The organism is Streptomyces sp. NPDC057616 (assembly GCF_042800575.1).
Taxonomy (GTDB): Bacteria; Actinomycetota; Actinomycetes; order Streptomycetales; family Streptomycetaceae; genus Streptomyces.
Genome location: NZ_JBHVGU010000032.1, coordinates 1 through 18,974, shown reverse-complemented (window position 1 = coordinate 18,974; position 18,974 = coordinate 1). Strand labels below are relative to the sequence as shown.

The following is an 18,974-nucleotide window of genomic DNA, read 5'->3' as shown; positions in this document are numbered from 1 at the left end:
AACAGGTGTAACTTCCTGCCCAAGCTGTTTGAGCGTTCGCTCAAAATATCTGCTGACCTGGGGGAATCAGGATGGGGCACGTAGGGCTCTATGTGGAGGCGCGGATCCGCGCCGACCTCGACGAGCTGTGGGCGCGGACGCAGGAACCCGCCCAGCACCAGCGCTGGGACCTGCGCTTCACCGAGATCGCCCTCCTCCCACGCGCGGAGGGCGAGCCGCAGCGTTTCCGGTACGCCACGCGCGTGCTGCCCTTCCTCACCGTCGCCGGCACCGGCGTCTCGGCGGGGGAGCGGGAGCGCCCGGACGGGACGCGCACGTCCGCGCTCCGGTTCGCCTCACCGCACCCGCTCTCGCTGCTGGCCGAGGGCAGCGGGTACTGGCGCTACCTCCCGGACGGCGACGGCGTCCGCTTCCTCACCGGCTACGACTACCGGCCCCGCTGGGGCGTGTTCGGCGTCCTGGCCGACCGGGTGCTGTTCCGCCCGCTCATGGGCTGGGCGACGGCCTGGTCCTTCGACCGGCTGCGGCTGTGGCTGGAGCGCGGGATCACCCCCGAGCGGGCGCGGGCGAACTGGCTGGCCGAGCTGCTCGTGCGGGCGCTGGTGATCGTCCTGGCCTGCACGGGCTTCGGCTACGGCCGCCTGCTGCGGCTGACCGGCCCGTTCGCTCCCCTCTTCTTCTACGCCACTCCGCTGCTCACGCTGGTCGCCCTGTCGCTGGCGCTCTGCGCGCCGCCGCTGTCCGGCACCCCGGCCGCCCGCCGCTGCCTGCGGACGCCGCCCACGCGCGTGCGTGCACCCCGGCTCCTGCGCACCCTGGAGAGCCACCGATGACGACGACCTCGATCTTCCGCACCGTCCTGGGCGCCGACTTCGAGCGCCTGCACCCTCAGCTGCAGCGCCGCTTCTCGGTCGGGCTGGCGAGCGGGGAGGCCTGCACCGGGCGGGGCGTGATGGACCGGATCTGGCACGGCCGGGCCTTCGTGAAGCCGTTCCTGGCGCTGGGCGCCACCCGCAACATCCTGGTCCCGCGGCCGGGCCGGCAGGTGCCGTTCGTGATCGAGAACGTTCCGTACACCGATGGCTTCGGGCGTGAGACGGTGACCTTCGTGCGCACCTTCGACCTGCCCGGACGTCCCCGGCGCTTCGACGCCCAGATGGTGCTCGGCCCCAAGGGCGACCGCATCCTGGACTACCTCGGGACGCACCAGCACCTCGCCAGCGACCTGCACCTGCGCGCCGAGCCCGACGGCTCGCTGCTGATCCGGTCCGGCGAACACCGGTTCCGGGAGGGCGTGGTGGACGTGCGGGTGCCGGAGCTGATCGGGGCCACGGCCGAGGTGCGCGAGTCGTTCGACGACGCGGCGGGCCTCTTCCGGATCCGGGTGCGGGTGGTGAACCGGTACTTCGGGCCGCTCTTCGGCTACGAGGGCTCCTTCGAGGCGTCGTACACGGACGTCCGCGCCTGCGGTGTGCGGCCGGGGCTGCGCCCCGTGCGGGAGGAGGCGCGCGCGTGAGTCCCGAGACGGCCAAGTCCGCGGAGACGAAGACGAAGCTCCTGGAGGGCGCCCTGCGCACCCTCACCGAGCAGGGCATCGCGAAGACCTCGGCGAGGACGATCGCGGCGACGGCCGGGGTCAACCAGGCGCTGGTCTTCTACCACTTCGGCTCGGTCGACGAACTCCTCGCGGCGGCCTGCCGGCACGGCACGGAGCAGCGGGTGCGGCGCTACCGGGAGCGGCTGGACGCGATCGGCTCGCTGGGCGAACTCCTGGCGTTCGGGCGGGAGATGCACGAGGAGGAGAAGGCGGGCGGGCATGTGGCGGTGCTCGGCCAGCTGCTCGCGGGCGCGCAGACGCATCCGCCGCTCGCGCCCGCGACGGCGGCGGGGCTGGAGCTGTGGATCGCGGAGATGGAGAAGGTCCTCACCCGCGTCCTGACCCGCACGCCGTTCGGCGAGTTCGCCGACCCGGCGGGTCTGGCCCGCGCCGTGGCGGCGTCGTTCGTCGGCATCGAGCTCTACGAGGGCGTCGACCCGGCGGGCGCCCACGCGGCCCTGGACACCCTGGAACAACTGGGCGCACTGGTGGCGGCGCTGGAGGACCTGGGCCCGGTGGCCCAACGCGCGGTACGGCATCGGCTGCGCCGTATGGGGGGTCGTTGAGGGCGAGTGGGCGGCGCGGGCGGGTATCGGGGAGATCCCGGGCGCGATCCTCGACGGCGGGCGTGTGCGGGGCCCGTTCGGCGGGTTCGCCGAGTCCGCGGGGCGGGCTCGCCCCGCTGCGGCGTCGGGGAGGTCTCGGCCGTGTGGCCAGGCGTACGGTGCCGCATCGGCTGCGCCGCGTGGGCGGTCGCTGAGCGAGGGTGGGCGGGTCGGGTCTTCGTGGCGCTGGAAGGTGCCGGGCCGGTCGTCCGGCGGGCTCGGGTTCAGGTTTCGCCTGATGCCAGTGCCATTCCCAACGGAGTGCGTTCGTACAGGACTTGGTGGCCGTAGCGGCGGGCCGTGAGCAGGCCCGCTCGGCGCAGGAGGGTCAGGTGGGCGGAGACGGACGACGGGGCGAGACCCAGGCGGTGCGCCAGGGCCGTCGTCGTGGCGGGTTCGTCGAGCGCGGTGAGCACGGACGCCCGGCCGCGGCCGAGGAGTTGCCCGAGCACCTCGCCCGTGCGGCCGCCCGGCTCGGACCACAATGCTCCGATGCCGCGCGCCGGGTAGACGAGGGTCGGCTGCCACGGGGGCTCGAAGGTGCTGACGACGTCCGGCCAGATGAAGACGCTGGGCATCAGGACCAGTCCCTGCCCGCCGAGCCGACGCTCGTGCCGGCCCCGGTGCTCGACGGTCAGCGTGCCCGCGTGCCAGCCGAAGCGGTGGCTGATCTCGGGCAGCAGTCCGCCCAGGCCCACCTCCGCGAGCCGCCGGGAGTGGAAGGCGACGTCCGCCTCCAGCAGGGCGCGCAGCCGGGGCCAGTCCGGGGCGACGAGGGCGCGGTACGCCTCCTCCATGAGGTCGGCGAGGTGCCCGACCATGGCGGCCGGGTCCCTCAACCAGGCGCGGGCCCGCGGCAGTTCGAGCGCGCCCGGGGTGTCCGCCAGCGACTGCGCCGTCTCCGCGCGCGCTGCCTTTGGATCGCTCGCCCGTACCGCCGCGATCTCCTCCTCGAAGGTCGCCGCCGGCCCGATCGGGGGCGGGCAGAGCCAGTCGGGGCAGTAGCCGGGCTGCGGCATCAGCAGCCACAGGTCCGCGAGGTCCAGCCCGGCCGCGGTCCGGCCCCTGCGGCGCAACCACTGCGCGTGGTAGCCCTGCCGCTCGGGCCGCTTGAGCATGCGCACCACCTCCTGCGTCTCCCAGAGCGGGGACACGGCGAAGCGGCAGCGCAGGAAGTCGTCCTCACCGAAGTGCAGACGTGACGGCATGACCACCCCCGGCGGACGAAGGCGAAACATTCGGCCTGTGCCGAATCTCTAGGATGCCCCGCCCGGTCCGAGCACGCTGCTGCCCATGCCGGACGAGCCCGAGGACACGACGACCCTGCCCGCACCACCTGCGGACGCACCGCCTGCCGCCGCACCCCGTGCCGCCGCCCCGCCCGCCGCCGCCCCGGCCGGCGACGGCCGCTACGCCGACGTCTTCGCCGTCCGCGAGTTCCGCGCCGTCTTCGCCGCCCACGCCTTCTCCCTGCTCGGCGTGATCGTCAGCGAGGTCGCCCTGTCCGTCCTCGTCTACGACCTCACCGGCTCACCCCTGATGAGCGCCCTCGCCTTCGCGCTGGGCTTTCTGCCCTACGTGGTCGGCGGCACGCTGCTGGCGGGCGTCGCCGACCGCTTCCCGGCCCGTCGGGTGCTGGTGGTGTGCGACCTGACGCAGGCCGCGTGCGTCGCGCTGATGGTGGCCTGCGGCGACCGCATCGCCGTCCTCCTCGCCCTGCGCTGCTGCCTGGCCGTCGTCTCACCCGTCTTCCAGGGCACCCGCATGGCCACGCTCACCGACATCCTCGGCGACGGCGACCTGTTCGTGCTGGGCCGGTCCCTGCTGCGGATCGTGTCGCAGAGCGCGCTGCTCGTCGGCTTCGGCCTCGGCGGGCTGCTGCTGATCGCCGTGTCGCCGCGGCACGCGCTGCTGATCACCGTCGGCACCTTCTGCGCCTCGGCCGCCCTCCTGCGCTTCGGCACCCGCCGCAGGCCCGCCCGCGCCGGTACCGGGAACCCCCTGGTGCGGGACTCCCTGCGGGGTGCCCGCCAGGTCCTCGCCCACCGCCGGGTGCGCGCCCTGCTCCTGCTCTTCTGGATCCCGCCGATGTTCTCGGTCGTCCCGGAGGCGCTGGCCGCCCCCTACGCCGACGACCTCGCCGCCGGCTCCGTGGGCCTCGGCCTGCTGATGTGCGCGCTGCCGGTGGGCACGATCGCCGGCGAGCTCTACGCGGGCTCCCGCCTGCGCCCCGCCACCCGCGAGCGCATCGCCCTCCCCCTGGTCGCCCTCACCCTTCTCCCCTACCTCGGCTACGCCCTCCACCCGGGCCTGGTCCCCTCCCTCCTCCTGCTGATGGTCGCGGGGGCGGGTTCGGCGTACACGCTCGGCCTGGACCAGTGGTTCGTCCGGGCCGTCCCCGGCGAACTGCGCGGACGGGCCATGACGTTGCTCACCGCCGGGCTGATGACGATCCAGGGCGTGGGCATGGCGCTGGCGGGCCTCGTGGCGGAGCTCGCGGGGGTGGCGGCCACCGTCGCGGGGGCCGGCGGACTGGGCGCGGCATGCTGCGCGCTGCTCGCCCTCGAGGGCCGGCGGACCGAAAGGCGAGACGGGGCTGACCACCATATGACCGGCCGGTAAGGTCAGTGCCGTGCCGAAGCCGCTCAGTCTTCCCTTCGATCCGATCGCCCGCGCCGACGAACTCTGGAAGCAGCGCTGGGGAAACGTGCCGTCGATGGCGGCCATCACCTCGATCATGCGCGCGCACCAGATCCTGCTCGCCGAGGTCGACGCGGTGGTGAAGCCGTACGGACTCACGTTCGCGCGGTACGAGGCGCTGGTGCTGCTCACCTTCTCCAAGGAGGGCGAGCTCACGATGTCGAAGATCGGCGAGCGCCTGATGGTGCACCCCACCTCCGTGACGAACACCGTCGACCGGCTGGTGAAGTCGGGTCTGGTGGCCAAGCGCCCCAACCCCAACGACGGGCGCGGCACCCTCGCCTCCATCACCGACCGGGGCCGCGAGGTGGTCGAGGCGGCCACCCGCGACCTGATGTCGATGGACTTCGGCCTCGGCGCCTACGACGCCGAGGAGTGCGGGGAGATCTTCGCGATGCTGCGGCCGCTGCGCGTGGCGGCCCACGACTTCGACGAGGACTGACGCGGGCCGACCCGGCCCAAGATCTCCCGGAACGTGCGGTTACGCTCGACGGCATGAAGAAGAGCGTGCTGACCCGCTACCGCGTCATGGCCTACGTCACCGGTGTCCTGCTGGTCCTGCTGTGCCTGAGCATGATCGCCAAGTACGGCCTGGACATCGACGGCGCCGCGGACTTCACCCGCGTCGTCGCCATCGCGCACGGCTGGCTCTACGTGATCTACCTGGTCTTCGCCTTCGACCTGGGCTCCAAGGCGAAGTGGCCGGTCGGCAAGCAGCTGTGGGTGCTGCTCGCGGGCACGATCCCGACCGCCGCCTTCTTCGTCGAGCGCAAGGTCAGCCACGAGCTGGAGACCAAGGTCGCCGACGAGGCCCCCGCGGTCGCCAAGGCCTGATCAGCGCCCCGCCGTACGCCTGGGAGCGTACGGCGGACCTGCTCGGTGCCTTGGTCGGACGTCCTACTACCTCGACATTTACTAGGACGTCCAAGTAAATTGGATCGCATGGACGCTGACGCCATCGAGGAGGGCCGCCGCCGCTGGCAGGCCCGGTACGACGCTTCGCGCAAGCGAGAGGCCGACTTCACCACGCTCTCCGGGGACCCGGTGGAGCCCGTGTACGGCCCCCGGCCGGGGGACGCCTACGACGGGTTCGAGCGGATCGGCTGGCCGGGGGAGTACCCCTTCACGCGCGGGCTGTATCCGACCGGATACCGGGGGCGGACGTGGACCATCCGGCAGTTCGCCGGGTTCGGGAACGCCGAGCAGACCAACGAGCGCTACAAGATGATCCTCGGCAACGGCGGCGGGGGCCTGTCCGTCGCCTTCGACATGCCGACGCTCATGGGCCGCGACTCCGACGACCCGCGCTCGCTCGGCGAGGTCGGGCACTGCGGCGTGGCCATCGACTCCGCGGCCGACATGGAGGTCCTGTTCAAGGACATCCCGCTGGGTGACGTGACCACCTCCATGACCATCAGTGGGCCGGCCGTGCCCGTCTTCTGCATGTACCTGGTCGCGGCCGAGCGCCAGGGCGTGGACCCCGCCGTGCTCAACGGCACGCTGCAGACGGACATCTTCAAGGAGTACATCGCGCAGAAGGAGTGGCTCTTCCAGCCCGAGCCCCATCTGCGCCTGATCGGCGACCTGATGGAGCACTGCGCCGCCGGCATCCCCGCCTACAAGCCGCTGTCCGTCTCCGGCTACCACATCCGCGAGGCCGGCTCGACGGCCGCGCAGGAGCTCGCCTACACGCTGGCCGACGGGTTCGGGTACGTGGAGCTGGGGCTCAGCCGCGGGCTGGACGTCGACGTGTTCGCGCCCGGGCTGTCCTTCTTCTTCGACGCGCACGTCGACTTCTTCGAGGAGATCGCCAAGTTCCGTGCGGCGCGCCGCATCTGGGCGCGCTGGATGCGGGACGTGTACGGCGCGCAGAGCGAGAAGGCGCAGTGGCTGCGCTTCCACACGCAGACCGCCGGTGTCTCGCTGACCGCGCAGCAGCCGTACAACAACGTCGTGCGTACGGCCGTGGAGGCGCTCGCGGCGGTGCTCGGCGGGACCAACTCGCTGCACACCAACGCCCTGGACGAGACCCTCGCGCTGCCGAGCGAGCAGGCGGCGGAGATCGCGCTGCGCACGCAGCAGGTGCTGATGGAGGAGACCGGGGTCGCCAACGTCGCGGACCCGCTGGGCGGTTCGTGGTTCGTCGAGCAGCTGACGGACCGGATCGAGGCGGACGCGGAGAAGATCTTCGAGCAGATAAAGGAGCGCGGGCTGCGGGCGCACCCGGACGGGAAGCACCCGATCGGGCCGATCACCTCCGGGATCCTGCGCGGGATCGAGGACGGCTGGTTCACCGGCGAGATCGCCGAGTCGGCCTTCCGCTACCAGCAGGCCCTGGAGAAGGGCGACAAGCGGGTCGTGGGTGTGAACGTCCACCACGGGTCGGTCACCGGCGACCTGGAGATCCTGCGCGTCAGCCACGAGGTCGAGCGCGAGCAGGTCCGGGTGCTGGCCGCCCGCAAGTCCGCCCGGGACGACGCCGCCGTGCGCACGGCGCTGGACGGCATGCTCGCCGCCGCGCGCGACGGTTCGAACATGATCGGGCCGATGCTCGACGCGGTGCGCGCGGAAGCCACGTTGGGCGAGATCTGCGGGGTGCTGCGGGACGAGTGGGGCGTCTACACGGAGCCCGCGGGCTTCTGACGCCCAAAAGCTCCACGAGGGACTGACGGGAGCTAGGACGCCCCCGTCAGTCCCACCAGGAGTACGCGCGTGAAGTCGCGTACCCACACCTCGTCCGCCGGTTCCGCGCTGACCAGCGTGCGGTGGACCACCGCGCCCGCCACCACGTCGAAGATGAGGTCGACCGTGCGGGCGGCCTCCGACGGGTCCGTCTCCGGCGGGAGTTCGCCGCGGACCTGGGCGCGGGCGCGACCCTCCCGAACCAGCCTTTTCTGCCGGGTGACGATCGAGTCGCGGATGCGCTCGCGCAGCGCCTCGTCGCGGGTGGCCTCGGCGACCACCGCCATCAGCCCGCTCCTGGCCTCCGGACGGGCCAGGATCGCCGCGAACTGCAGGACCACGCCCTCGATGTCGGCGGCCAGGGTGCCGCGGTCGGGCAGCACGAGCTCGTCGAAGAGCTCCGCCACCGCGTCGACCACCAGCTCGTTCTTGCCCGCCCAGCGGCGGTAGAGGGTCGTCTTCGCAACGCCGGCGCGCGTCGCCACGTCTCCCAGGGTGAGCTTGGACCAGCCCAGCTCCACCAGCGCCTCCCGCGTGGCCGCGAGGATCGCGGCATCGGCCTCGGCGCTGCGCGGGCGTCCTGAGGCGCGTGGGGCGGGTGTGCGGCTCTGCATCCGTCGACCATAACCGGCGGTTGTCGTGACGCAGTGAGGGAGATCACCGGGGGGTGGTCGCGGAGAGGCACCCGGTGCCATTACGCTACGACTCGTAGCGAAACCACTGGCGTGGCGCGGGGTGGGGACCCGGCGCCGGACACAGCGCAGTACGACCGGCTTTCACACGGCTTTTCACACACCGCGGGCGGACGGGGGAGGATAGACGCATGCAGCCACGGAACATGTCCATGAGCGGAGTCGTCGACCTCGCCGCGGTGAAGGCGGCCCAGGAGGCCAAGGCGAAGGCGGAGCAGGCCCGCGCGGAAGCGGTGCGCACGGGCGGCGGCCCGGGCGCCGTCTCCCCGGCCGACCTGGTGATCGACGTCGACGAGGCCGGATTCGAGCGCGACGTCCTGCAGCGGTCCACCGAGGTACCCGTCGTCATCGACTTCTGGGCCGAGTGGTGCGAGCCCTGCAAGCAGTTGAGCCCGGTCCTGGAGCGTCTCGCCGTCGAGTACTCCGGCCGCTTTCTGCTCGCAAAGGTCGACGTCGACGCCAATCAGATGCTGATGCAGCAGTTTGGGATCCAGGGCATCCCGGCCGTCTTCGCGGTCGTCGCCGGCCAGGCGCTGCCGCTCTTCCAGGGAGCCGCAGGCGAGGCCCAGATCCGCCAGACCCTCGACCAGTTGGTGCAGGTCGCCGAGCAGCGCTTCGGCCTGACCGGCCTGACCGTCGACCCCGAGGCCGAGCCTGGCGGCGCCCAGCCCGCGGCCGAGGCCGTGCCCGCCGGGCCGTACGACGCGCTTCTCGAGGCGGCCGTGCGGGCCCTGGACTCGGGGGACCTCGCCGGCGCGGTGCAGGCGTACAAGAACGTACTGAGCGACGACCCGGGCAACCCCGAGGCCAAACTGGGGCTCGCCCAGGCCGAGTTGCTCCAGCGCGTGCAGGGCCTGGACCCGCAGCAGGTGCGCAGGGACGCCGCCGACAAGCCGGCCGACGTCCAGGCGCAGATCGCCGCGGCCGACCTCGATCTGGTCGGCGGTCATGTGGAGGACGCCTTCGGGCGCCTCATCGACACGGTCCGGCGCACGGTCGGTGACGACCGGGACGCGGTACGGGTGCGACTGCTGGAGCTCTTTGAGGTCGTTGGGACCGATGATCCCAGGGTGGCGACGTCACGCAGAGCACTCGCGCGTGCACTGTTCTAGCAGGGTGGCGGGCCGGTTCTGACCAGTCGCTAAACGCCAGGGCATGTGATGCCCAAGTGAAAGATTTGCCGATGGAACGTCAGTGCGGCCGCGCTTTACCAAATCTTGGTAAACGCGGCCGCTGTTACTGCCAGTAAGTTCTGGGCGTTGATCTGTCGGTTTCTGTCCAATGATCAACGGTTTTGTCTCGGCCCCGGACTGCACCCTCCGTCGTCGCCCGAGACCTGTGGGTCGTCCATCGGTTATCCGGCCGTTACTACCGAGTAACGAAGCCCCTTGTGCGGGCGGCGAGAATGCACCACGATCGGCGACGCTCGGTCCATTCACGTACCCCGACAGCCGGTTGGGTTGCGCGAGTTCCTTGGGTCCCCACCGAGCAGAGCCGACGTCACTGGCGCCGGCTCTTGGGCAGGGGGGTCTTCGCCCACCCGGCGAAGCCTGTCCAGCAAGGTTGTGCGTGATGCGTGTCAGGCGCGACCAGTGGTTGTCGCTCGGGGGTGATCGCCGGTGTCGGTGCGCGGTTCGCGCCTCCGAGTGCAGGCGCTCTCCTTCCCGAGGACGTAGCACTTCTCCCATCCCTGCCCGGCCGAGCCGCCGACTAGGGGCGGTCGGGATCAGGAGATGTACGTCCGAGAAGGAGGAAATATGGAGTCCCAGGTGCGTGGCGGGACCAGATGGAAGCGGTTCGCTGTGGTCATGGTGCCCAGCGTCGCCGCTACGGCCGCGATAGGTGTCGCCCTCGCGCAGGGCGCTCTCGCCGCGTCGTTCAGCGTGTCCGGCCAGCAGTTCAAGGTGACGGCCGACCAGCTGACCGGCACCGGCTTCTCTCAGTACGGTGCCATCGACTCGGGGTACACCCTCGACGGCAAGAAGACGGCACACCCGGTCGCGGTCTCGGCATTCAAGTCCGCGAGCATCAAGGGCCTGTGCCAGTCCGTGGTCACCCCGGACATCCCGCTGATCGGCAGTGTCAGCCTCGTTCTGAAGGCCGGCGGCGGCAGCACGCCGGTGGAGGCGGACAACCTCTACATCGACCTCGATGACCTGAGCGCCGACGCGACGTTCAAGAACATCGACATCGGTGTGGCCGCCAAGGACGCCACCAAGGGTCCTGGCATTCACAGCGGTGACACCGCGAACCCGTACGGTTTCGCGCAGCAGGCCGACTCGGCCACGCTGAGCGGAGTGAAGCAGACGGCGTGGGCCACCACCGCCGGAACCTTCAAGCTCAGCGGGCTGAAGATGTCCGTGCAGACGGGCACGCACGAGTGCTACTAAGCACCCGTTGACGGGCGGGGGAGCCGATGGCGCCCCCGCCCGTCGACCTTCCACCACTTTCTTCACACGCTGTACAACCCACCACCACAGCACCACCACCACAGCAAAGCCGCACCAGGGAGCTGTATTCCATGAGCGCCGAGACTCCTGCCGAGCCCGCCGGCCAGTTCAGTCGCCGGAGGGTGCAGTTCCGCGCCTGGCGGGGCGAGCGGCCGTTCTGGGCCGGTCTGTTCGTCATGCTCGCCGGACTCCCCATCGCCTACTTCCCCTACGCCCACCTCCAGGTGGGCCACCTGACGCTGGCGATGGCCACCACCGCCGGTGCCGGGTCCCTGATCATCGGCGTCCTGCTCGTCGTGCTGGGCTTCAGCCTGTGGTTCCAGAAGCACGTGCGCACGTTCGCGGGCATCGCGGCGATCCTGCTGGGGCTGGTCTCCATCCCGGTGTCCAACATCGGCGGCTTCCTGATGGGCTTCCTGCTCGCGCTGATCGGCGGCGCCATGGCCGTGGCCTGGGCCCCGGGCGAGCCGCCCGCCGAGGAGGCGCGCGAGGACGACCCGGCGACGGGCGGTGCCCCCGCGGCCATGGACCCGGACACCACCATCCTCAAGCCCGTGGTGGGCGAGCCGAACGATCTGTCAGGAACGAGCCCGGCCAACGGGGCGAACGGGAGGCACAGTGCCGGCTGACGAGGTGATCCACGGGGCTGATGTGGACGAGTCCCGTGTGAGATCCGGGCCGCGCCACGCGGCCCCCAGGAAGCCGCTGTTCACCAGGTTCCACATGCCGGCCGGCAAGGCGATAGCCATGGCGGCGATGCCGACGGCGGTTCTCGTGGGCATGGGCTTCACGTCCTCGCTCGCCCTCGCGGACAGCGGTGGCTCGCCGTCCCCCACGGCCAAGAGCCTGACCGCGGACGAGTACAAGGACTGCGTGGCCGCACTGGGCGACAACGCGTCGGCCTCGCCGTCGCCGTCCGCCTCGGAGAGCAAGACGGACGACAAGGCGACCCCGTCGCCCTCGTCCACCCCGGACGCGTCGAAGGACTCCTCGAAGGGCTCCACGGGCTCCTCGGACTCGTCGTCGGACTCGGGTTCGGACGGCAAGGCCACGCCCACGCCGTCCGCCACGGACAGCTCGAAGGACACGTCGAGCGGTGACACCGCCTCGCCGAGCCCCTCGGCGTCCGAGAGCAGCGGCGGCGGTCTGCTGAGCGGCGTCGGCGACGCGCTCGGCAGCCTGCTGGGCGGCGGTTCGTCGTCGAGCACGAGCGCGACGCCGTCCGCGTCGGCCTCGCCGAGCGCGAGCGCGAGTTCGTCCTCGGACTCGGGCAAGAGCCTCACGGACACCGTCGGGGACACGACCAAGAAGGTCACCGACACGGTGAACAGCACCGTGAAGGACACGACCGACAAGGTCTCCAAGGCGACCGAGGACGCGACCAAGGCGGCCCAGAAGGCGGCCGACGCGGCCACCTCCGCGGCGAGCCCCTCGCCGAGCTCCAGCGCGGACGCGGGCAACTGCCCCACCGCCACGGACGACGAGAGCGGCGTCGACAACAAGGTGCCGGTGGCGGACGACCCCTGGTACCTGAACGCCAGCTCGCTGCTGCTGAAGGGCGCCGACTACAAGGGCGTCGTCGAGGTGAAGACGGCCAACGGCACCACCAAGAAGGTGCTGAAGTACATCATCTCCGGCGGCACCGACATCGGTGACCTGCACCAGACGGTCAAGGACAAGCAACAGGGCAAGACCTACCACGTGCAGGCCGGCTCGGGGACGACGTCCACCATCCGCGACGGCGACACGACGATGTACACGGAGTCCATCTCCGGGAACCTCTTCGGTCTGATCCCGATCACGTTCAGCCCGGACAGCCCGCCGCCGCTGAACATCCCGCTGATCTACTTCACCAACGTGAAGGTGGTCCAGGCCGCGCAGTTCGGCGGGACCCTGCACGTGCCGGGTATGCACGTGTACACGACCGACGGCGCCGGCTGAGCGCCGCCACAGGCCCGTTCGGGAGCCGCACAAGCGCTGAGGGCGCCCCCTGTCGCAGGGGGCGCCCTCAGCGCCGTAGAAAGGCCGTCAAGGCCCTTTGCGAGTCCGTCAGTTGCTGCCGCCGCCGATGTGGTGGACGCGGAGCATGTTGGTGGTGCCGGGGACGCCGGGGGGCGAGCCGGCGGTGATGATGACGACCTCGCCCGGGTGGAAGCGGTTGATCTTGGCGATCTCCTGGTCGACCATGTCGACCATCTCGTCCGTGGTGTTCACGAACGGCACGATGTGCGACTCCACGCCCCAGCTGAGCGTCAGCTGGTTGCGGGTGTCCTCGTCGGTGGTGAAGGCGATGATCGGCTGCTGGGCGCGGTAGCGCGACAGCCGGCGGGCGGTGTCGCCGGACTGGGTGAAGGCCACCAGGCCCGTGCCGCCCAGGAAGTCGGCGATCTCGCACGCGGCGCGCGCGACCGAACCGCCCTGCGTGCGCGGCTTCTTGCCGGGCACGAGCGGCTGCAGGCCCTTGCTCAGCAGCTCCTCCTCGGCCGCGGCGACGATCTTCGACATCGTCTTCACGGTCTCGACCGGGTAGGCGCCCACGCTCGACTCGGCGGACAGCATGACCGCGTCCGCGCCGTCCAGGATCGCGTTGGCGACGTCGGACGCCTCGGCGCGCGTGGGGCGGGAGTTGGTGATCATCGACTCCATCATCTGGGTCGCCACGATCACCGGCTTGGCGTTGCGGCGGCACAGCTCGATGAGCCGCTTCTGCACCATGGGGACCTTCTCGAGCGGGTACTCGACGGCCAGGTCGCCGCGGGCCACCATGACGGCGTCGAACGCCATCACGACGTCCTCCATGTTGTCCACCGCCTGCGGCTTCTCCACCTTGGCGATGACGGGGACCCGGCGGCCCTCCTCGTCCATCACCTTGTGGACGTCGGCCACGTCCCGGGCGTCCCGCACGAAGGACAGCGCGACCATGTCGCAGCCCATGCGCAGCGCGAAGCGGAGGTCCTCGACGTCCTTCTCGCTCAGCGCGGGCACGTTGACGGCCGCGCCGGGCAGGTTGATGCCCTTGTGGTCGGAGACGACACCGCCCTCGATGACGATCGTCCTGACCCGCGGGCCGTCGACGTCCAGGACCTTCAGCTCGACGTTGCCGTCGTTGATCAGGATCTGGTCGCCGCGGTCGACGTCGCCGGGCAGGCCCTTGTACGTCGTGCCGCAGATGGACTTGTCGCCCGGGACGTCCTCGGCGGTGATGACGAACTCGTCACCGCGCTCGAGCTCGACCGGGCCCTCGGCGAAGGTCTCCAGGCGGATCTTGGGGCCCTGCAGGTCGGCCAGGACACCGATGGCCCGGCCGGTTTCCTTGGACGCGGCCCGGACGCGGTCGTACCGCGCCTGGTGCTCGGCGTGCGATCCGTGGCTGAAGTTGAACCTGGCCACGTTCATTCCGGCCTCGATCATCGAGACCAGCATTTCGTGTGAGTCGACCGCGGGGCCGAGGGTGCAGACGATTTTCGAACGGCGCATGGGGGCGATCCTATCGGTTTGTTTCGCCGCGGAATATTCCGTCTGGCGGAAGATACAAATGGGCGGGTCCGCGCTCAGGCGTGTTACTCCGGTGTATTCCTCGGCGGTCGCCGCCTAGCTGTTCTTCGCGACCAGTTCGTAGGTCTGTGTGGCGATCTCCAGTTCCTCGTCGGTCGGCACCACCGCGACCGCCACGCGCGCGTGCGCCGGCGAGATCAGCCGCGGTTCGTCACTGCGTACGGCGTTCAGTTCCCCGTCCACCGCAAGGCCCAGGTTCTCCAGCCCCGCGACAGCAGCCTCCCGCACCGGACTCGCGTTCTCCCCGACTCCCGCTGTGAAGGCGATCGCGTCCACCCGGCCGAGTACGGCGTAATAGGCGCCGATGTACTTCTTCAGGCGGTGAATGTATATGTCGAAGGCGAGTTGCGCCTCTTCGTCACCTTCGTCGATCCGGCGCCGGATCTCCCGCATGTCGTTGTCGCCGCACAGGCCGAACAGACCGCTCCTCTTGTTGAGAAGAGTGTCGATCTCGTCCATGGACATTCCGCCAACCCGGGCCAAATGGAAGATGACGGCCGGATCCAAATCCCCGGACCGCGTACCCATCACCAGCCCCTCCAAAGGCGTCAGTCCCATGGAGGTGTCCACGCACCGGCCCTTCTCGACCGCGGAGGCCGAGGCTCCGTTGCCCAGGTGCAGCACGATGACGTTCACCTCGGACGGGTCCTTGCCCAGCAGCCGGGCGGTCTCCCGGGAGACGTAGGCGTGCGAGGTGCCGTGGAAGCCGTAGCGGCGGATGCGGTACCGGTCGGCGACCGCCGGGTCGACGGCGTAGCGGGCCGCGGACTCCGGCATGGTCGTGTGGAACGCGGTGTCGAAGACCGCGACCTGCGGCAGGTCGGGGCGCATCGTCTGTGCGGTGCGGATGCCGGTGAGGTTCGCCGGGTTGTGCAGCGGGGCGACCGGGATCAGCCGCTCGATCTCGGCGAGCACCTCCTCGTCGACGACCGTGGGCTCGGTGAAGGTCATCCCGCCGTGCACCACCCGGTGCCCGATGGCCGCCAGGTCCGGCGAGTCCAGGCCGAGGCCGTCGTGGCCCAGCTCCTCGGCGACCGCCTTGAGGGCCGCGTCGTGGTCGGCGATCGGCCCGGAGCGCTCGCGGGTGTCGCCGGTGGCCAGGCACGTGTGCTTCAGCCGCGAGGTCTGCTCGCCGATCCGCTCGACGAGCCCGGCGGCCAGCCGGCTGCCCGTCCGCATGTCGAGCAGCTGGTACTTCACCGACGAGGAGCCGGAGTTGAGGACGAGGACGCGGGACGCGCTCACTGGGCGGCTGCCCTTTCGTCGGAGTCGTTCGAGTTCTGGGCCTGGACGGCCGTGATGGCGACGGTGTTGACGATGTCCGAGACCAGGGCGCCCCGGGACAGGTCGTTGACCGGCTTGCGCAGGCCCTGCAGTACCGGCCCGACCGCGATGGCGCCGGCCGAACGCTGCACGGCCTTGTAGGTGTTGTTGCCCGTGTTCAGGTCCGGGAAGATCAACACGCTGGCCTGGCCCGCCACTTCGGAGCCCGGCAGCTTGGTGGCCGCGACGCTCGGCTCCACGGCGGCGTCGTACTGGATCGGCCCCTCGATCATCAGGTCGGGGCGCCGCTGCCGCACCAGCTTCGTCGCCTCGCGCACCTTGTCGACGTCGGCGCCCGTGCCGGAGGTGCCCGTCGAGTACGAGAGCATCGCGATCCGCGGCTCCACGCCGAACCGCGCGGCCGTGGCCGCGGACTGGACGGCGATGTCGGCCAGCTGCGCCGCGTTCGGGTCCGGGTTCACGGCGCAGTCGCCGTAGACGAGGACCTTGTCGGCGAGACACATGAAGAAGACGGACGAGACGATGTCGGTGTCCGGCTTGGTCTTGATGATCTCGAAGGCGGGCCGGATGGTCGCGGCGGTCGAGTGCACCGAACCCGACACCATGCCGTCGGCCAGCCCCTGCTCGACCATCAGCGTGCCGAAGTAGTTCACGTCGGAGACCACGTCGTACGCGAGCTCGACGGTGACGCCCTTGTGGGCGCGGAAGTGTGCGTACTTCTCGGCGAAGGAGTCGCGCAGCTCGCTGGTGGCCGGGTCGATCAGCTCGGTGCCGCCCAGGTCGATGCCGAGGTCGGCGGCCTTCTTGCGGATCTGCTCGACCGGGCCGAGCAGGGTGAGGTCGCAGACCCCGCGGCGCAGCAGCACCTCCGCGGCGTGCAGGACCCGCTCCTCGGTGCCCTCCGGCAGGACGACCCGCCGCCTGTCGGCGCGGGCCTGCTCCAGCAGCTTGTGCTCGAACATCATCGGCGTGAGGCGGTCGCTGCTGGGCGCGGAGACCCGCTTGAGCAGGTCCCCGGTGTCCACATAGTGCTCGAACAGGCCGAGCGCGGTCTCCGCCTTGCGCGGTGTGGCCGCATTCAACTTCCCCTCCAGGGAGAAGAGTTCGGCGGCGGTGGGGAAGCTGTTTCCGGCCACCGAGAGCACCGGGGTGCCGGGGGCCAGGCGGCCGGCGAGGGTGAGGATGTCGTCGCTCGGCACCTCGTTCAGGGTGAGCAGCACACCGGCGATCGGTGGGGTGCCGGCGCTGTGCGCGGCCATCGAGCCGACGACGAGGTCGGCGCGGTCCCCGGGGGTGACGACCAGGCAGCCCGGGGTCAGGGCGCCGAGGAAGGTCGGCAGCATCGCGCCGCCGAAGACGAAGTCGAGGGCGTCGCGCGCCAGTCCGGCGTCGTCGCCGAGCAGCACCTTGGCGCCGAGCGCCTGGGCGATCTGGGAGACGGTGGGCGCGGAGAGGGCGGGCTCGTCCGGGACGACGTAGCACGGCACGGGGAGCCGGGCGGTGAGGCGCTGTGCGATCTCGTCCCGGTCGTCGCGGGCGACCCGGTTGGTCACCATGGCCAGCACGTCGCAGCCCAGGCCCTCGTACGCCCGGTAGGCGTTGCGCGTCTCGGCGAGCACGGACTCGGCGTTCTGCCCGCGGGCGCCGACCACCGGGATCACGGACGCCCCGAACTCGTTGGCGAGACGGGCGTTCAGGGACAGCTCGTCGGGGAGCTGGGTGTGGGCGTAGTCGGTGCCGAGGACGAGGACGACCTCGTAGTCGCGCGCGACCGCGTGGAAACGGTCGACGAGCGTCGACACCAGCTCGTCCGTGCCCTGTTCGGCCTGGAGGGCGGACGCCTCGTGGTAGTCCATGCCGTAGACCGTGGCCGGGTCCTGGGACAGCCGGTACCGGGAGCGCAGCAGCTCGAAGAGGCGATCGGGGCTGTGGTGGACGAGCGGCCGGAAGACGCCGACCCGGTCGACCTGCCGGGTCAGCAGCTCCATGACCCCCAGTTCGGCTATCTGGCGGCCGTCGCCGCGGTCGATTCCGGTCACGTACACGCTGCGCGTCACGCGTGCTCTCCGTTTCGTCTGGCGTCGGGTGAGGGCTCGCGACATCGCCCACCGGGGTGAGCGGAACGTTCTTGACAATACCCCCGTGGCTGGATATGGCGCCCATCAGCCCGGGTCCCCCGGGCCGGGACCTGCGGCCTTGTGCGGAGGCGGGCGGGGATCGGCGCCCCCGTGCCGGACATGAAACAATCGGACCGGCTCACCGGTACCGAAAGCGAGCAGGAGACACAGCACGATGCGCATCGGAGTTCTCACCGCAGGCGGAGACTGCCCCGGCCTGAACGCCGTGATCCGGTCGGTCGTGCACCGCGCCGTCGACAACTACGGCGACGAGGTGATCGGTTTCGAGGACGGCTACGCCGGTCTGCTGGACGGGCGCTACCGCACCCTCGACCTGGAGTCGGTCAGCGGCATCCTGGCCCGCGGCGGCACCATCCTCGGCTCCTCCCGCCTGGAGCGGGACCGGCTGCGCGAGGCCTGCGAGCGCGCCGAGGACATGGTCGAGGCCTTCGGCATCGACGCGCTCATCCCGATCGGCGGCGAGGGCACGCTGACGGCCGCGCGCATGCTGTCCGACGCCGGCCTGCCGGTGGTGGGCGTGCCGAAGACGATCGACAACGACATCTCCTCCACCGACCGCACCTTCGGCTTCGACACGGCGGTCGGCGTCGCCACCGAGGCGATGGACCGCCTGAAGACCACGGCCGAGTCCCACCAGCGCGTGATGGTGGTCGAGGTCATGGGCCGGCACGCGGGCTGGATCGCGCTGGAGTCCGGCATGGCGGCCGGCGCGCACGGCATCTGCCTGCCCGAGCGGCCCTTCGACCCGGCCCACCTGGTCAAGATGGTCGAGGAGCGCTTCTCCCGCGGCAAGAGGTTCGCGGTCGTGTGCGTGGCGGAGGGCGCCCACCCGGCCGAGGGCACCATGGACTACGGCCACGGCGAGATCGACCAGTACGGCCACGAGCGCTTCCAGGGCATCGGCACGGCGCTGGCCTACGAGCTGGAGCGGCGGCTCGGCAAGGAGGCCAAGCCGGTCATCCTCGGCCACGTCCAGCGCGGCGGCGTCCCGACGGCGTACGACCGCGTCCTCGCCACCCGCTTCGGCTGGCACGCGATCGAGGCGGCACACCGCGGCGAGTTCGGCAGGATGACCGCGCTGCGCGGCACCGACATCGTGATGGTGCCGCTCGCGGAGGCGGTCACCGAGCTGAAGACGGTGCCGAAGGACCGCATGGAGGAGACGGAGTCGGTCTTCTAAAGGGTGTTGCGGAAGGTTGTGTTCGGGCAGGTCAGGGCCCGTGGAGGCAGTCCTCTGGTCATGATGCGAGGGCGAGGTTGTGCATGTGGGC

At 70.9% G+C, this 18,974-nt stretch carries 17 protein-coding genes; 12 read left to right on the top strand and 5 right to left on the bottom strand.

What is annotated here, in order from left to right; translation table 11 throughout:
- The first annotated feature begins 71 nt into the window (after positions 1-71).
- Genes ACFU97_RS32990 through ACFU97_RS32980 form a run of 3 tightly spaced genes read left to right on the top strand, consistent with a single transcriptional unit; the run spans position 72 to position 2,163 of the window.
- The gene (locus tag ACFU97_RS32990; protein WP_384264081.1) at positions 72-833 is read left to right on the top strand and encodes a hypothetical protein; all 762 of its coding nucleotides are present in this window, start codon (positions 72-74) and stop codon (positions 831-833) included.
- Positions 830-1,516, top strand: a complete 687-nt coding sequence (locus ACFU97_RS32985; RefSeq protein ID WP_384264079.1) for a DUF4166 domain-containing protein — start codon at positions 830-832, stop codon at positions 1,514-1,516. The genes ACFU97_RS32990 and ACFU97_RS32985 overlap by 4 nt, the downstream gene beginning before the upstream one ends.
- Positions 1,513-2,163, top strand: coding sequence for a TetR/AcrR family transcriptional regulator (locus tag ACFU97_RS32980; protein ID WP_384264078.1), 651 nt, complete (start codon positions 1,513-1,515; stop codon positions 2,161-2,163). Before ACFU97_RS32985 ends, ACFU97_RS32980 begins: the two co-directional genes overlap by 4 nt.
- A gap of 263 nt (positions 2,164-2,426) precedes the next feature.
- Here ACFU97_RS32980 and ACFU97_RS32975 read toward each other — a convergent pair whose 3' ends face one another.
- Positions 2,427-3,410 carry a DUF5937 family protein gene (locus ACFU97_RS32975; protein WP_384264077.1) on the bottom strand — a complete coding sequence of 328 codons (984 nt, stop codon included), beginning with the start codon at positions 3,408-3,410 and terminating at the stop codon, positions 2,427-2,429.
- Positions 3,411-3,495: 85 nt separating this feature from the next.
- Here ACFU97_RS32975 and ACFU97_RS32970 point away from each other — a divergent pair, with 85 nt between their 5' ends.
- From ACFU97_RS32970 to ACFU97_RS32955, 4 genes are all read left to right on the top strand, one after another.
- A complete protein-coding gene (locus ACFU97_RS32970) occupies positions 3,496-4,824 on the top strand; it encodes an MFS transporter (protein WP_384264076.1) in 1,329 nt (442 codons plus the stop codon).
- A gap of 10 nt (positions 4,825-4,834) precedes the next feature.
- The gene (locus ACFU97_RS32965) at positions 4,835-5,344 is read left to right on the top strand and encodes a MarR family winged helix-turn-helix transcriptional regulator (RefSeq protein WP_384264075.1); all 510 of its coding nucleotides are present in this window, start codon (positions 4,835-4,837) and stop codon (positions 5,342-5,344) included.
- A 53-nt stretch (positions 5,345-5,397) separates the two neighbouring features.
- Positions 5,398-5,736 (top strand): DUF3817 domain-containing protein, encoded by a 339-nt coding sequence (locus tag ACFU97_RS32960; protein ID WP_384264073.1) that lies wholly within the window; start codon positions 5,398-5,400, stop codon positions 5,734-5,736.
- Between the two features lie 108 nt (positions 5,737-5,844).
- Entirely contained in the window at positions 5,845-7,545 is a 1,701-nt protein-coding gene (locus ACFU97_RS32955) for a methylmalonyl-CoA mutase (RefSeq protein WP_384264072.1), read from the top strand.
- Positions 7,546-7,577: 32 nt separating this feature from the next.
- On the opposite strand, the gene ACFU97_RS32950 is transcribed toward ACFU97_RS32955, so the two are convergent.
- Complete coding sequence (locus ACFU97_RS32950) at positions 7,578-8,198, bottom strand: TetR/AcrR family transcriptional regulator (protein ID WP_384264071.1); 621 nt, start codon at positions 8,196-8,198, stop codon at positions 7,578-7,580.
- A 209-nt stretch (positions 8,199-8,407) separates the two neighbouring features.
- Here ACFU97_RS32950 and ACFU97_RS32945 point away from each other — a divergent pair, with 209 nt between their 5' ends.
- The 4 genes from ACFU97_RS32945 (at position 8,408) to ACFU97_RS32930 (ending at position 12,667) form a co-directional block, all read left to right on the top strand.
- Positions 8,408-9,388, top strand: coding sequence for a tetratricopeptide repeat protein (locus ACFU97_RS32945; protein WP_384264069.1), 981 nt, complete (start codon positions 8,408-8,410; stop codon positions 9,386-9,388).
- Positions 9,389-10,033: 645 nt separating this feature from the next.
- Positions 10,034-10,666 (top strand): DUF6230 family protein, encoded by a 633-nt coding sequence (locus ACFU97_RS32940; protein WP_384264068.1) that lies wholly within the window; start codon positions 10,034-10,036, stop codon positions 10,664-10,666.
- 131 nt (positions 10,667-10,797) lie between these two features.
- Positions 10,798-11,355, top strand: coding sequence for a DUF6114 domain-containing protein (locus ACFU97_RS32935; RefSeq protein ID WP_384264067.1), 558 nt, complete (start codon positions 10,798-10,800; stop codon positions 11,353-11,355).
- Positions 11,345-12,667, top strand: a complete 1,323-nt coding sequence (locus tag ACFU97_RS32930; RefSeq protein ID WP_384264065.1) for a hypothetical protein — start codon at positions 11,345-11,347, stop codon at positions 12,665-12,667. Before ACFU97_RS32935 ends, ACFU97_RS32930 begins: the two co-directional genes overlap by 11 nt.
- A 108-nt stretch (positions 12,668-12,775) precedes the next feature.
- Here ACFU97_RS32930 and pyk read toward each other — a convergent pair whose 3' ends face one another.
- The 3 genes from pyk to pta form a co-directional block, all read right to left on the bottom strand.
- Positions 12,776-14,203, bottom strand: coding sequence for a pyruvate kinase (gene pyk / locus ACFU97_RS32925; RefSeq protein WP_384264064.1), 1,428 nt, complete (start codon positions 14,201-14,203; stop codon positions 12,776-12,778).
- Between the two features lie 114 nt (positions 14,204-14,317).
- Positions 14,318-15,526: an acetate kinase gene (locus ACFU97_RS32920; RefSeq protein ID WP_384264063.1), complete on the bottom strand. Its 1,209-nt coding sequence runs from the start codon at positions 15,524-15,526 to the stop codon at positions 14,318-14,320.
- Positions 15,523-17,622, bottom strand: a complete 2,100-nt coding sequence (pta, locus tag ACFU97_RS32915; protein WP_384264061.1) for a phosphate acetyltransferase — start codon at positions 17,620-17,622, stop codon at positions 15,523-15,525. The genes ACFU97_RS32920 and pta overlap by 4 nt, the downstream gene beginning before the upstream one ends.
- A 235-nt stretch (positions 17,623-17,857) precedes the next feature.
- On the opposite strand from pta, the gene ACFU97_RS32910 reads away from it, so the two are divergent.
- Positions 17,858-18,883, top strand: coding sequence for an ATP-dependent 6-phosphofructokinase (locus tag ACFU97_RS32910; protein WP_384264060.1), 1,026 nt, complete (start codon positions 17,858-17,860; stop codon positions 18,881-18,883).
- The last annotated feature ends 91 nt before the right edge of the window (positions 18,884-18,974 follow it).